Annotated in this window: 12 protein-coding genes and 3 pseudogenes; 10 read left to right on the top strand and 5 right to left on the bottom strand. The window is 69.3% G+C overall.

Translation table 11 applies throughout. The features are described 5' to 3' along the window. Window positions 1-624 precede the first annotated feature (624 nt). The 3 genes from ALI22I_RS02250 to ALI22I_RS51865 are packed head-to-tail and all read left to right on the top strand — an operon-like array spanning window position 625 to window position 3,344. The gene (locus ALI22I_RS02250; RefSeq protein WP_077003895.1) at window positions 625-1,767 is read left to right on the top strand and encodes a carboxylate-amine ligase; all 1,143 of its coding nucleotides are present in this window, start codon (window positions 625-627) and stop codon (window positions 1,765-1,767) included. A gap of 16 nt (window positions 1,768-1,783) precedes the next feature. Next, a complete protein-coding gene (locus ALI22I_RS51870) occupies window positions 1,784-2,617 on the top strand; it encodes an NAD(P)-binding domain-containing protein (protein ID WP_202970579.1) in 834 nt (277 codons plus the stop codon). Next, on the top strand, window positions 2,586-3,344 hold the full coding sequence (locus ALI22I_RS51865) for a hypothetical protein (protein ID WP_202970577.1): 759 nt from the start codon (window positions 2,586-2,588) through the stop codon (window positions 3,342-3,344). Before ALI22I_RS51870 ends, ALI22I_RS51865 begins: the two co-directional genes overlap by 32 nt. 174 nt (window positions 3,345-3,518) lie before the next feature. Here ALI22I_RS51865 and ALI22I_RS02240 read toward each other — a convergent pair whose 3' ends face one another. Further along, a complete protein-coding gene (locus ALI22I_RS02240) occupies window positions 3,519-4,583 on the bottom strand; it encodes a cobalamin-independent methionine synthase II family protein (protein WP_077003912.1) in 1,065 nt (354 codons plus the stop codon). A gap of 387 nt (window positions 4,584-4,970) precedes the next feature. On the opposite strand from ALI22I_RS02240, the gene ALI22I_RS02235 reads away from it, so the two are divergent. Continuing rightward, the gene (locus ALI22I_RS02235; protein WP_143531903.1) at window positions 4,971-5,648 is read left to right on the top strand and encodes a hypothetical protein; all 678 of its coding nucleotides are present in this window, start codon (window positions 4,971-4,973) and stop codon (window positions 5,646-5,648) included. A 508-nt stretch (window positions 5,649-6,156) separates the two neighbouring features. Here ALI22I_RS02235 and ALI22I_RS02230 read toward each other — a convergent pair. Continuing rightward, window positions 6,157-6,762, bottom strand: coding sequence for a hypothetical protein (locus ALI22I_RS02230; RefSeq protein WP_077003893.1), 606 nt, complete (start codon window positions 6,760-6,762; stop codon window positions 6,157-6,159). A gap of 599 nt (window positions 6,763-7,361) precedes the next feature. On the opposite strand from ALI22I_RS02230, the pseudogene ALI22I_RS02225 reads away from it, so the two are divergent. The 6 genes and pseudogenes from ALI22I_RS02225 to ALI22I_RS02205 form a co-directional block, all read left to right on the top strand. Further along, a pseudogene (locus ALI22I_RS02225) lies at window positions 7,362-7,660 on the top strand (urease subunit gamma); the annotation flags it as partial. Window positions 7,661-7,703: 43 nt separating this feature from the next. Beyond that, window positions 7,704-7,919, top strand: a pseudogene (locus ALI22I_RS52820) (urease subunit beta); the annotation flags it as partial. Continuing rightward, the gene (locus ALI22I_RS52815; protein WP_238598025.1) at window positions 7,871-8,050 is read left to right on the top strand and encodes a hypothetical protein; all 180 of its coding nucleotides are present in this window, start codon (window positions 7,871-7,873) and stop codon (window positions 8,048-8,050) included. The pseudogene ALI22I_RS52820 and the gene ALI22I_RS52815, both read left to right, overlap by 49 nt. A gap of 328 nt (window positions 8,051-8,378) precedes the next feature. Continuing rightward, window positions 8,379-8,600, top strand: a pseudogene (locus ALI22I_RS55285) (NHL domain-containing protein); the annotation flags it as partial. Window positions 8,601-8,799: 199 nt separating this feature from the next. After that, entirely contained in the window at window positions 8,800-9,174 is a 375-nt protein-coding gene (locus ALI22I_RS52810) for a hypothetical protein (protein WP_077003892.1), read from the top strand. 9 nt (window positions 9,175-9,183) lie between these two features. Beyond that, complete coding sequence (locus ALI22I_RS02205; protein WP_077003891.1) at window positions 9,184-9,690, top strand: PPC domain-containing DNA-binding protein; 507 nt, start codon at window positions 9,184-9,186, stop codon at window positions 9,688-9,690. Window positions 9,691-9,923: 233 nt separating this feature from the next. Here the strand turns inward: ALI22I_RS02205 and ALI22I_RS02200 are convergent, their stop codons facing one another. The 3 genes from ALI22I_RS02200 to ALI22I_RS02185 form a co-directional block, all read right to left on the bottom strand. Then, a complete protein-coding gene (locus ALI22I_RS02200; RefSeq protein ID WP_077003890.1) occupies window positions 9,924-10,202 on the bottom strand; it encodes a hypothetical protein in 279 nt (92 codons plus the stop codon). Continuing rightward, window positions 10,199-10,885, bottom strand: a complete 687-nt coding sequence (locus ALI22I_RS02195) for a hypothetical protein (RefSeq protein ID WP_143531902.1) — start codon at window positions 10,883-10,885, stop codon at window positions 10,199-10,201. Before ALI22I_RS02195 ends, ALI22I_RS02200 begins: the two co-directional genes overlap by 4 nt. A gap of 1,070 nt (window positions 10,886-11,955) precedes the next feature. Further along, complete coding sequence (locus ALI22I_RS02185) at window positions 11,956-12,948, bottom strand: sugar phosphate isomerase/epimerase family protein (protein ID WP_202970573.1); 993 nt, start codon at window positions 12,946-12,948, stop codon at window positions 11,956-11,958. Between the last annotated feature and the right edge of the window lie 2 nt (window positions 12,949-12,950).

Below are 12,950 nucleotides of genomic sequence, written 5' to 3'. Positions count from 1 at the left end.
CCACGGTGATCGACACCGTCTCCCGGCGCGTGGTCGGCCGGGCCATACCGCTGGACCGACGGCATGAAGGAGTGCGACAGCTCCTCGAAGGCCGGCGAGGATGGAGTCATGGTCGGCCGGCAGCACGACGAGGATGAGAACGGCACGACCACCTACCTCTACGCCAGGATCGCGGGCTAGCGCGGCAGGAGGGTGTCCGCTGCCCGGGGCGACCGCCTCGGGCGGCGAACACCCACCCTGCCGCCGAACAGGTGCTCCACGCGAGCCGCCACGTGTCCGACGAGCGCGGAACGCGGCGGCTGCACCGCCTTGTCGGACGTCGGACCACCTCGTCGTCCCGTCGTGGGGCTCCGCCGAATCAGCGCGCGAGGTCGCAGACCGCCGCCGTGGTCACCGGTCTGGTTTGCCCGGCCGTCTGCCGAGGGCTTGCGCTGGACGCCGAGGTCGGGGCAGTCGGCCGGCGGTCTCTCGGCGCGCTGTCCCGGCGCTGTCCCGGTCAGGTCTCCGACACGATCGGGTGAGCGGCGCGCGGTCGTGTCGGATCGGCGGTGAAGTAGGGAGGACGGGGCCCGGTCACCGGTGGGATGCCCGACGAGGTGGCTCGCGCGAAGGGGTGGATCAGACATGCGCTTACCCGGTGTCTCCACGCGGAGGATTCATCCGTTTCCCGGTGCTCTGGCCATGGGTGTGGAGGAGGAACTGCTCCTTGTCGACGCCACCACGCTGCACGCCGCACCCGGAGCGACGGCGGTGCTCGAACGCTGTACGGCCGAGGTGCCGGACCGGGTGTCCGCGGAGATCACGACGTTGCAGGTGGAGACGAACAGCACGCCTCGGCTGCACCCCGATGACCTGCTCGACGAGTTGGCCGCGCTGCGACGCATGGCCGCTCGTTGCGCCGCGTGCGAGGGCCTGCGGGTGGTCGCCTCCGGGCTGCCGGTGCTCGGCGCTGTCGTGCCGCCGCCGATCACCGAGGGCGACCGTTACGCGCAGGGCATGGACACCTATCGAGGGCTGCACGACGAGATGTCGATGTGCGCGTTCCAGGTGCACATCGACATCCCCGATCTGGCCTCGGCACTGGATGTCGCCAACCGCCTGCGCCCCTGGCTCCCGGTGCTGCTCGCCATGTCCGCCAACTCGCCGTACTTCGCCGGCCGCGACACCGGGTACGCGAGTTGGCGCGCGCTCGCCTGGGCGCGGTGGCCCGTGGCGGGGCCGCCGCCGTACTTCCAATCACCGGCGCACTACGAGGAAGTCCTCCGCGCTCTGGGCGAGTCCGGTGCCTTGGTCGATCCCGGCACCGTCTTCTGGGACGTGCGCCCCGCCCCGCGGCTGCCCACCCTGGAGGTGCGGGTCGCGGACATGACCACGACCGCCGAGGAGTCCGTCGTGTTCGCCGCGCTGATCCGCGCCCTGGTAGCCGTGTCCCTGCACGAGGCCGAACGAGGCGAGCCTGCGCCCGCGCCCTCCTGCGAGGTGCTGCGTGCCGCCTACTGGCGGGCCGCACGCGACGGTCTGGGCGGCACGGGCCTCGACGTGATCGCCGGGAAGGCGGTGCCCGCCGCCCTGCTGGCCGAGCGCATGGTGGCCCACGCCCTGCCCGCCCTCGAAGCGTACGGCGACGCCCTCCTGGTCACGTCCGGTGTGCGGCGCCTGATCTCGCACGGTTGCGGTGCGGCCCGTCAACGCGCCGCCGCCCGGGGTGGCCCGCTGGAGGCCGTCGTACGCCATCTCGTCGAGCAGACCGTGCCGGGCCAGACGTGACGGGTGGAACGCGCGGATGACTGCGAACACGACGACCGAGCACCACCGTTATCTGGTCCTGGGTGCGGGTCCGGCGGGGTTGCAGCTGGGCTGCTTCCTGCAGGCCGCCGGGTGCGACTACGTGGTGTTGGAGCGGGAGGATGTGCCGGGGGGCTTCTTCCGCCGCTATCCGCGTCACCGCAGGCTGATCTCGCTCAACAAGGTGCACACGCTCGATGACGATCCGGAGATCCGGCTGCGCTGGGACTGGAACTCGTTGCTCTCGCCCAGCTCCCGGCCGTTGTTCGCGGAGTACAGCTCGGAGTGGTTCCCGCACGCCGACGCGATGGTCGCCTATCTGACGGACTATCAGCGGGCTCACGTCCCGGCGGTCCGCTTCGGCACCGACGTCCGCGAGATCGCGCGCACCGACACCGGCTCGGGCTTTCGGCTGCGTGCCGCCGACGGGCGCGTCTTCACCGGTGACTGCCTGATCGTGGCGACCGGCTGGGGCGGCCCGTACGTGCCGGACATCCCCGGCATCGAGCACGCGGTCGGCTACGAGGACGCGCCGGTCGTCCCGGAGGCGTACCGCGGCAAGCGGGTGCTGTTCATCGGCAAGGGCAACTCGGCGTTCGAGCGCCACCCCCTTGCTCGACCACGCCGCGCTGATCCACCTCGCCTCACCGCGGCCGACGCGCCTGGCGTGGCACAGCAAGCACCTCGGCGACGTGCGCGGACAGTACGGCGCACTGCTGGACGGCTACTGGTTCAAAACCCTGCACGGCGTCCTGGAATGCGTGATCGAACAGATCCGCCCGGTCGGCGACGCTTACCAGGTGTCGATCGCCTACACGCTCGCCGACGGTGAGCGGGAGGTGCTCGACTACGACGTGGTGGTCCGCTGCACCGGGTTCCGCATGGACGACACGGTGTTCGCCGCCGACTGCCGCCCCCGACTCGCCCCCGCAGGACGCTTTCCCGCGACCGGCCCCGACTGGCAGTCCGTGAACGTCGACGGCCTGTACTTCGCCGGCACGCTGGCACAGTCCCGCGACACCAAGCACGCCTCGTCGCCGTTCATCGACGGCTTCCGCTACAACGTGCGCACCCTGTCGCGCCTGCTGGCCGAGCGCTACGACCACCGCCCCCTGGACCACCGCACGCTGCCCGACACCCCGACCGCCCTGGCCGACACGATGCTGGACCGGGTCAACCGATCTTCGGCGCTGTGGAGCCAATTCGAGTACCTGGTCGACGTCTTCGTCCTCGACCAGGACCACGGCCGGGTACTGCACTACGAGGACCTGCCCGAGGACTACGCCGTCGACCGCTTCGGCGACCGCCCGCACTTCTACACCCTCGGGCTGCGTTGGGGCCGCCAGGAGCACGCCGACCTCTTCGCGATCCGGCGTCGTCCCCAGCCCGACCACGCCGCCGAGTCCGCCTTCCTGCACCCGGTGATCCGCCGCTACCACCACCACGAGCCCATCGCCGAGCAGCACCTTCTGGAGGACCTGCTCGCCCAATGGCGCCGCCGCGACCGACACGTGGAGCCGCTGCGCGCGTTCCTGCGCGAGCAGCATCCCGAGAAGTGAGCCGACACACCGTGTCGGAGGCGACACCACCCAGATGTGATGGTGGTGCGACGCCTGCGAAGTTGCCGCACAGGACGAAGATCGCCCGGTCCGGCCCGCCCGCCGACGGCGCGTGATGCGTGCCGGTGACAGGGACAGCATGGGGCGGCAGGGGCCCTACCCGATCCCGGTCGTCTAGAGACCGAGGCCTGGGGAGGCCAGCGCGGTGCCCCGTACTCGTGCTTCGATCTTGGCGAAGGCCAGTTCGCGCGAGGTGGAGGTGTCGTCGGCGAACGGCGAGAATCCACAATCGTCGCAGGTTCCCAATTGGTCGACCGGGATGTACCGGGCCGCGAGCAGCACCCGGTCGCGCACTTCTTCCGGGCTCTCGACAGCGGTGCTGATCGGGTCGGTCACCCCGATGAACACCCGGACCCCGGGACGCAGGTGCTCGGCGATGACGCGCAGTACCCGCTCGGGATCCGGTTCGCCGGCCAGTTGGACGTAGAAGTTGCCGACCTTGAGCCGGAAGAGTTTCGGCAGCAGGTCGGTGTAGTCGACGTCCAGGCTGTGGGTGGAGTCGTGGTCCGCGCCCGGGCAGGTGTGCACTCCGAGGCGGGACCGTTCGGCCTGGGTGAATCGGCCGAGGACTTCGTTGTTCAGGGCGATGAAGTCGTCGAGCAAGCCCCCGGACGGGTCGAGCTTGAGAGACAGCCGGCCTTCGGTGAAGTCCAGCTGTACGCAGTAGGCGCCCGCGTCCAGGCAGCCGCGGATGTCGGCCTCGGCCTCGTCGGCGAGGTCGTGCAGGAATGCCTCGCGGGAGTATCCGGTGATGGGCTCGTTCGGGTAGAGCAGGCTGAGGGCGGAGGGCGCGATGACCGCCTGTTTGATCGGGTGGTCGGTGTGGCGCTGGGCGTCGCGCAGGTAGCTCTCCGCGCGAACCTGGTAGCGGAACGGGCCCGAGGCGAGACGGGGCAGTTGCCGGGTGTGGCCGTCGGCGAAGGCGAGGACCACGCCGTTCGGGTCGAGGTTGTCAGACCCCGCAAGGGGGTAGGTGACGAAGCTGGGCTTGGACTGCTCACCGTCCACCAGAACGTCGCAGCCGAGCTGTTCCAGCCTGGTCAGGGTGTCGATCGTCGCCTTCTCCTGAAGTGCCTTCAGGTCTGCGTCGGTCAGGTGGCCTTCGGCGTGATCGGTGAGGGCCGTCTGCAAGGAGCGTGGCCGGGGGATGCTGCCGATCGGTTCGGTGGGAATGCTCATGATCTGCACCCTAGGGACGGGCCGTCGCCCCGGACACACGACGCGAGGAGGCGCTTGTCCTTGCCCGGAGTGCGGCTCTGCGTCCGGCGACAGCCTCTTCCCGCAGGTCATCGGAACCTGCGGCGAGTTCAAGGACGACTTCATCGGCATTTCGGGATGTCGCGACCAGCTGAGGTGCCACTGGAGATTCACTGGACCGGGTGATCGTCGATCGTCTCGCGGTAGCGGCGGCAGGTCGTCAGCGATCCGCGTGCCGCAGAGTGCTCCGCGGTGATGTGGAAGACCTCGAAGTGGCGGTCGATGAGGGGTTGGAGGAGCTTCGCACGTGCGGGTGAACCGTGGGTGGCGGTCGACGCGGTGCCGTGGAGGGCGCAGCATGATGGCGTCGTGACGACGAGTGACGATCCGCGCGGGCGCCGCGGGTTCCTGAAGCACGTGCTGCTCGCGATGGCGGGCGGGGTCGTGGTGCCGGTGTCCGCCGGTGCCGCGCCGGCTGGATCGCCGGGGCGTCGGAGCCCTGCCTCGCTGCCGTCCGTCGGGCAGGAAGTGTCCACCGTCGTGAACGTGTGGCGTGCGCCCGTCAAGATGTCCCTGCTGCCGGGGACGGACCACCCGTTGCCGGAGTTGAACTTCGTCGGCGTCCGACGGCAGCGGGTCGCGGTCGGCGGGGCCGACCACGTGCGACTGCGGACCTTGGACTTCGAGGTGCGGGCGTCGGACCCGGTTCTCGGGGAGGTCACCCTGCGGCTTCCCGATTCCGGGTCGCCCCCGTTGGGCAGGCTTGAGGACCGTGGTGATTCCGGGCTGAGGGAGACGTGGGTGGAGGCTCCCGAACTGGTGATCGGGCGTTTGGGCGACCAGGAGGGGCCATTCGTCTTCCAGGCGCGGGAGCCGTTCACCTGTACCGCGGACATGGAGCAGTGGCCGCCGCCTCCGCTGGGGACGAACCCGGACGGTTCGCCCGACGGTGGTGCGCTGTACGCGCTCCACTCGCCCATGGTGTTCACCGACGGGGAATCGACGGTGGAGTTCACCGCGTTCCCTGCCCGCATCGGCGCGGTGTGAGGCCGAGGCGACCAGCGCCGGTGGACCGGGTGAGTGTCGGCCCGTGTCACGTGATTCGCCCGACTTCCATGCCAGTCAGGTGTCATGTCGTCGAATCGGCTGGTGCGGCAGGTGCACCGCGGGCCGGATGTCACGACGACGTGCTGCGCCACCGGGTCCGCGCCGCCGACGGACCTGAGCCACAGCGCTCGGCTGGCTGCTGCGGAGGGCCAGGAGGAGTCGAGGACCGCTGCGCGAGCCGGTGCCGAATAACCCAAGTGGACGGTGGTCCCGGTCGGGCAAGGACCGGGTCGCGGGAATCGACGCCTCCGAGTCGGTGCGGGACTCCCCGTCGGCCGAGTGAGGAGCAGGCCGCCGCAGGTCCGGCCTGCTCCTCGAACTGGGAGGAGGTGGGTTCACGGCGGAGCAGGGCAACGCCAGATGACTTCCTGCCGCTCTCCGGGCAGCGTGGCCGTATCCACGCCTGCGCCGCTCTGTGCCCGACCGGGTGCATCGTCGGGCTTCGCAGCTAGTATTCGTCGTACCACTTGGACGCCTCCTGTCCCTCCCTCACTGCGTACTGGCCCTTCTTGCGGACCGGGACGGCTTCGCCGGGCAGGTCGACCTCCTCGAAGCGCCACGTCTGGTTGGCGGTGCCGCGCGGGGCCACGACGGCGCGGTGGTTGCCGTGGCCGTCGGAGAGCAGGGTGACGACCTTGTCCTGGTGCGAGCCCGGCCAGAACATCTCGTCGCGGGCCTTCCACTGGGTCTGGCCTTCCCGGCCCCAACCGTAGAGGCCGAGCCCGACCGGTTGGGAGAAGCCGTCCAGGGGGCCGACGTGGAGGGCGAACGGGCTGCGCTTGTCCTTGTCGGCGTTGACCAGGTGCCACCACGGTTCGTTGTGGCTTTCGAGCTCGCAGAAGAACCAGACTTCGTCCCGGCTACCCTTGGGCTTGCGCACGGCCAGGACCTGGTCGTTGGTGTGGGAGTAGGGGATGTAGCCGGTCTCGCCGGTCCAGACGTCCTGTGCCTGTTGGGCGCCGTGGGTGGTGCCCCCGTGCGCGGCGGCCAGGCAGAGCCCGGTGTCCTCGTTGACGATGCGGAAGAACTTGGCGGTCGGGAAACCGTTGCCCATGTGACTCCTCGATGATGGCTGGGACAAGACTGACATTCGCCGCGGGCCCTTGCGGCGTCACGGCGGGATGAAACGCTCGTCCTGTCGCGTGCGGCGCAACAGGTGTCGTGCGCGCACTCCGCGTAGGACAGTTCCCGCTGCAGCGCCGGACTCGGGCAGTCGACTTCTGGCGCGGACACGGCGGGGCCGAACAGCCAGCCTCCGGCCGTTCGGGTCGTTCCGGTGCCGGATTCAGCCTTCAGGCAGAGCGCAGTCGGTGTCGATACATCGGAAGGGTGCAGGCGATCATCCGATCAGGACGACGGATCCTCGCGGACAATCGATCGTCGAACGCGCTTCCGCGCGGCTGAGAACCGCAACGGACGACCCGTTCGCCATGACCCTCGATCCCTACCGCGGCAAGCTGGCGAAGCCGCGCAGTGGCGGACTCGTTCAGCCCGTGGACGACACACCCCGTGATGGCGGACTTCCCGTTCGAATGAAGCGGTATCGGGGAAGTCACCTGTCGCCCCGAGCCGAGTGGCACCTCTGGGTGGACCGCACCCCTTCCAGGTGGTGTTGGGTGCGGTCGGCACGGGTGCGCGGTTAGCGTCGCCGGTGTGCATCTGTCACCACAGGAACTGGACAAGCTGCTGGTCCACGTCGCCGCCGACCTGGCGAAGCTGCGGTTGGAGAGCGGTCTGCGGCTCAACTACCGGAGGCGGTCGCGTTGATCACCTCCTATGTGGTGGAGGGGGCGCGGGCCGGACGGAGGGCGGCGGAGCTGTCCGCCTCAGGGCGCACCGTGCTGCGGCGCGACCAGGTGCTCGACGGTGTGCCCGAGATGGTCGACACGGTGCAGGTCGAGGCGACGTTCCCGGACGGCACGAAGCTGGTCACCGTCCACGACCCGATCCACTGCCGCGATCGACCGAACCGGTCCGACGAACGCGGAGGTCGGCGTGCGCCCCGGCGAGATCATCCCGGCCGACGAGCCGATCTCCCTCAACCCCGGACGCGCCCGCGTGCACCTGGTGGTGGTCAACGAGGAGGACCGTCCGATCCAGGTCGGGTCGCACTACCACTTCGGCGCGGTGAACCCGCTGCTGCACTTCGACCGGAAGGTCGCGTGGGGGCACCGGTTGGACATCGCGGCCGGCACCGCGGTGCGGTTCGAGCGCTGGCCCACGGCGGCGCGCTCGCCACCGCGCTGGCCCACGACACCATCACCGCCGAGCACCTTCTCAGCACCGCACTCACGGCCACCACGGTCGCACCGGGACGCCTGCGCCGCCGACACCACCCATGACGCTCGCGTCGACTCCGGCGCGACTCGTACCGGCGCCCAGCTGAGCCGGCCGGGGGCCTGTCGTCGACATCCCGCAGTTCCACAGATCGGGTGCAGGGCTCACCGTTGACGAGGTCGCGGCCGCTGCACGGACGGAAGGCATCCGGTGCCGCGTCGGCCGGAGCCCGAAGTCGATCGTCCGGCACAACACCATGCGCGCACATTCGCTTGCAGCGGCACGGCGACGATGCCGTCGGCTGTCTTCCACATGTACGCGGCATCGAACCCGCCGAGCAGAGTCGGGTAAGCGCTCTGTTCGACAGGGACGGCACCAGACAGCGGAGAGGTCATGATGAGCACAACCCCAACGGTCACGGATCCACAGGCCCCCACCGTCACGATCACCACTGTGGCGGGGACCGGTACCCAGGGGTTCGACGGTGACGGCGGTCCTGCCACCTCCGCGCTCCTGGACGGTCCGGGTGGGGTGGCGGTGGACAGCACCGGAGCCCTCTACATCTCCGATACCGGCAACAACCGGGTCCGCAAGGTTACGCCCGATGGAACGATCACCACGGTGGCGAGAGACGGGACGGCTGCGTCCGGTGGCGACGGCGGTCCCGCCACCTCCGCTCAGCTGAACTCCCCGACCTGGTTGGCGGTGGGCGGCGACGGCAGCCTCTACATCGTCGAACGCTTGGGGCGTCGGGTCCGCAGGGTCGCGCCTGACAGGACGATCGCCACGACAACCGGTCGCCGACGGCGGCGCGGTGACCACGACCACCACCGACATGGCGGAGACAACGACGACCGCCGCCGAGACCGCGTACTTCGGCAACGCCGAGCACGTGGGCGAGAAGGTGACGATCACGGCGGTGGTGGACACGGACCTCACCGACGAGTCGGTGGTGCTCGACGCGGGCGCCTACGGCGACGACAGCCTGCTCGTGCTGTTCAAGGGCGACCAGCCGGAGTTCACCGAAGGGCAGTCGCTGACGGTCACCGGCACGGTGCGGCAGTTCTCCTACGACGACTACGCCGACGACTACGGCCTTGCTGAGTCGGCGCTGTTCGAGGTCTACGCCAACGAGGAGTTCCTCGCCGCCGAGGAGATCGTCGCCGGGTCGCCGGCACCCACCAGCTGAGGAGGTCGCATGGCCACGCACGCCGTGGTTGACAGTGGAGCCGCACGTCAGTACATCGTCGTGATGGACGCCGGTGATTCGGCGTTGGACGAGTTGCTCGCCTTCGCCCGCGAACACCGCTTGCGGACCGCGTCGTTCACCGCCATCGGCGCGTTCAGCGACTGCACCCTGGCGTTCTACGACGTCGAAGCCAAGCAGTACCTGGACAACCCGGTCAGCCAGCAGTCCGAGGTGGTCTCGCTGACCGGCAACGTAGTCCGCACTGAGGAAGGCGACTGGCAGGTGCACGCGCACGCCGTGGTCGCGTTGCGGGACGGCGCCACCCGGGGAGGCCACCTGCGTCGAGCGGTCGTGCGCCCGAAGCTGGAGGCCGTCGTCACCGAGACAACACACCGGTTGACCCGGCGTTTCGACCCTGACAGCGGCCTCGCCTTCATCGACCTCGGCAGCGGTGACGCCATCGTCGACCCGGATCCGCTGCGGCACGGCCTGGCGCCGGGAACGGGCGGGAGTTGACCCGGCGACCGCCGCACCGACGCGCCCCCGACAGGAAGGAGCCGACGATGTCCAGGACGAAGCGCCCGAGCGCGGCGCTCTGTCCGCAGCGGAGGTGGGATGTTCCGCAGGCAGGCTCAGCGTCGTGTCGAAGGTGTTCGGCGATGAAGAAGCATGGCCAGGGGTTGCATCGATCCTGTGGCTTCCCGAACGACCTGGTGGGATCGCGACATCATGCCTACATGCTCAGTGGATTACGGTGCGACTCCGAACGCGATGGTGATCCGGTAGTCGTCGCCGGACCGGCTGATCACGTCGATCGTGGTGTTGCTCGCCGTGTCGTGGAACCGGCTGCCCACCGTGAACGGCGCGTCGTTGAGCTCGTGCCCGTCGCAGCCACCCGAGCTTGGCCGCGCATCCCTGATCAGCACGGGCCCGTTGCCGGAAGCGGCGGCCGTGTTCACGGAGTACACCGGGACGCCGGTGGGCCAGGCGGCGGAGTCCAGGCCGGTGCGTGCTCGCGCCTCGGTCACCAGTGCGGTGGTCGCTGGTGCGGATCACCACGGCCTTGCGTCCGCCCGGCACCAAGATCGGAACGAGGGTGTCGATGTAGCGGCCGGTGGTGCTCACGCAGCCAGCTCAGCTTCCACTTGTGCAAGGCCAACAGGTCCGGGCTCGGTCCGGGGATCAGGCCCATTAGGTCCCAGCCGCCGACGAACCGGTGCACGTCGCCGCCGTAGCCGTAGAGGTCCGGCAGACCGAGCGCGTGCCCGGTCTCGTGGTTGAGGACCTTGTTGCCCAGTGCGCCGTGTCCTAGCCGAAGGTGACGCGACCTGGCGATGACCGTGCCGTCTGGCGCGGTAAGCGGGCCCAGGGAGGCGATGCTGAAGGAGATCTCGCCCGCCGCGCGGGTGGGCACGACGTAGAGCAGGTGCGTGCCGCTGAACGACACGGTCCGGCCGACGGCGGTCAGCGCGTCGTTGAGGTAGTGGGCGTGGGCCTGCGCGGTAAGGCCGCGTCGCCAGCCGTAGTCGGTGGACGGTCGCGGCAGGCGGTAGAACCTGTCGGTGACGGCATTGACCGCCATCGTCAGGTTGCCGTAGGAGCTCGTGGAGAACCAGTCCGGGCCGCCGGGCAGCAGCTGGTCGCGCAGGCCGGTGGTCGAGTCGTTGGCCGGCGCGTCGGAGAAGTCGACGAACACCATTGTGGCCCGCATCGCGCCGTACGACGCGGAGTGGGCACACCTTCGGTCAGGTGCGCACTGGCGGCGGCCAACGCGCACGCACCCGCTGGTACGTCGGCGTGAGCCGTCCCAGCCGGCAGCACCACCGCGGCGACCACGACTGCGCCGGCGAGGAGGAATCGGCGGCCTGTCATGAGGATCTCCCCGCGTTCGACGGCTGGATAAGCGGAACGCTGGTTTTGCCCCTGCTCTACGGTGGAGTCCTGTGGAGTCGGTGTCGCCCGTCCCGTGCCCGGACAAGCCGTCCTGGTGACGGTAGCCGTGACGTCATCGCCGACCGTGTGCGAGTGCGTCCCGCGCGGACCGCATCGGGAGCTGCTGCAGTGCGGTGGAGGTTCGGTTCGCTCATCACCTTGGTGGGTGGGACGAGTGGGCAATGTGGGTGGTGGCGTGCCGTTGCCGTGCCGACCGTGAACCGAAGGTGGAGCCAAGGGGGCGCATCCCAAGCCTGACAGCGGCACCGAGCGGACGCCCGGCTCCTCCTCAACGACGACACCCTGCCGAACCCGGACCGCATCGCGGGACTGCTGCTGATCCTCTACGCACAGAAGATCGCCACTATCAGCCAACTCACTGTCGATGACGTCGACTTCGACGGCGTCTCCATCACGTTCGGCACCTCGTCGGTCGTCCTCCCAGCGCCGCCGGCCAGCCTGGTCCGCGAGCTCGTCGCCACCCGCTGCGGCAAGCCAAGATCGACACCCCGGAGGACGCCCCCCTGGCTCTTCCCCGGAGGCCAGCAGGGGCGCCCCCTCAGCGAAGACCAGATCTGCCGGCGCCTCCACAAGGTCGGGATCCGGCCCAAGCAGGATCGCTCCACCGCGCTGTTCACCCTCGCCACCGAAGTGCCTGCGGTAATCCTCGCCCGGATGCTCGGGTCCACGTCAAAGTGGCCGTCCAGTGGCAACAGGCATCAGGCGGGGTCTGGGCCGCCTACGCCGCAGACGTCAGTCAACGGGAGCGGACGTGACCGCGGCATCGGCAGCTCCCTCGTCGATCCTCAACCTGACGTTCACGGCGCCTTGACCGATGGGCAGCTCGGATCATGTCGCGTGCAGCGTGGCCAGCTCCGAACGCAGTTTCTTGATCCCGTGCTCGGCAACCTCGTAGGCGCTCGGCACGCCCGGAACTGGCTCGTCCTCCGTGGGGATCCAGAACTTCCGCCTTGTCAGCCGCAATGAAGTGAGGAACGCCGGGATGGCGTTGAAGACTTCGATGAGCAGCGGTCCGTCGTACACGGGCAGGACCGGATCGAGGAACGTGCGCCAGGGGATCCAGCTGTCCGCGACCTCGCCACGATCCGGCGGGGACACCTGCACGTAGTGCAGGCGCCGCTGGTCGGCGGCATCCTGGATGTCGCGGCGGTACGCATCCGGGCCGCTGCTGCCGAGGACGACGTGGGAGCTGTCCACGCACACGCCGACGTTCGGACTGCGCACGCCGGCGAGGAAGTCGAGCACGTCGCGCACCATGTTCGGGGCTGGTGTCTCCCAGTGGTCGACGGGTTCGATGGCGACCTGGACGCCCTTCTCCGCCGCGTATTCGCCGAGCCGCTCAAAGATCGGCTGCGCGATGTCGTACCGGGGCCGCAGCCAGTCCTGCAGCGCGTCACTCCACAGCGGTTCGCCGTTGAGGGTGGGGAATACGTTGTAGGGGAACAGGACGGGGCCTGCCAAGATGGTTCCGCGCAGGGCCGCTGTGATGTCCACCCGGGACTTGAGGTAGGCCAAGGCTGCCTCGCGTTCCTCGGGGTTCAGCGATGTGGGATCGTAGGCTGGCGTCGTGGCCACGTTGGTGGTCAGGCCTACGTCCTCCAAGCCGGCTGCGTCGAGAGCCTGCCTGAGCTTTTCGTAGCGAGGCACGTCCGCTTGGGGGTTGCCCGTGTCGTTCGGGAGAACGGGCATGTCGAAGCCCGTGTATCCGATGTTCTGCAGCTCCTTCATGTGCCTGACGATGACCTCGGTGTACCGGGGATCATCCGGGTGCAGGTTGACGGTGAACATGAAGAAGCTGAGATAGATGTCGCGTGTGCTCATCG

The organism is Saccharothrix sp. ALI-22-I, from assembly GCF_001984175.1.
In the GTDB taxonomy this organism is placed as follows: Bacteria; Actinomycetota; Actinomycetes; order Mycobacteriales; family Pseudonocardiaceae; genus Actinosynnema.
This window is presented reverse-complemented; position numbering and strand designations above follow the sequence as displayed.

What these genes read in the sequence shown, in the direction of transcription:
- ALI22I_RS02195 (WP_143531902.1), bottom strand. Translation starts at nt 10,885, where the DNA reads ATGCGGGCCACAATGGTGTTCGTCGACTTCTCCGACGCGCCGGCCAAC.
- ALI22I_RS02240 (WP_077003912.1), bottom strand. Translation starts at nt 4,583, where the DNA reads ATGAGCATTCCCACCGAACCGATCGGCAGCATCCCCCGGCCACGCTCC.
- ALI22I_RS02250 (WP_077003895.1), top strand. Translation starts at nt 625, where the DNA reads ATGCGCTTACCCGGTGTCTCCACGCGGAGGATTCATCCGTTTCCCGGT.
- ALI22I_RS02205 (WP_077003891.1), top strand. Translation starts at nt 9,184, where the DNA reads ATGGCCACGCACGCCGTGGTTGACAGTGGAGCCGCACGTCAGTACATC.
- ALI22I_RS02230 (WP_077003893.1), bottom strand. Translation starts at nt 6,762, where the DNA reads ATGGGCAACGGTTTCCCGACCGCCAAGTTCTTCCGCATCGTCAACGAG.
- ALI22I_RS51870 (WP_202970579.1), top strand. Translation starts at nt 1,784, where the DNA reads ATGACTGCGAACACGACGACCGAGCACCACCGTTATCTGGTCCTGGGT.
- ALI22I_RS02185 (WP_202970573.1), bottom strand. Translation starts at nt 12,948, where the DNA reads ATGAGCACACGCGACATCTATCTCAGCTTCTTCATGTTCACCGTCAAC.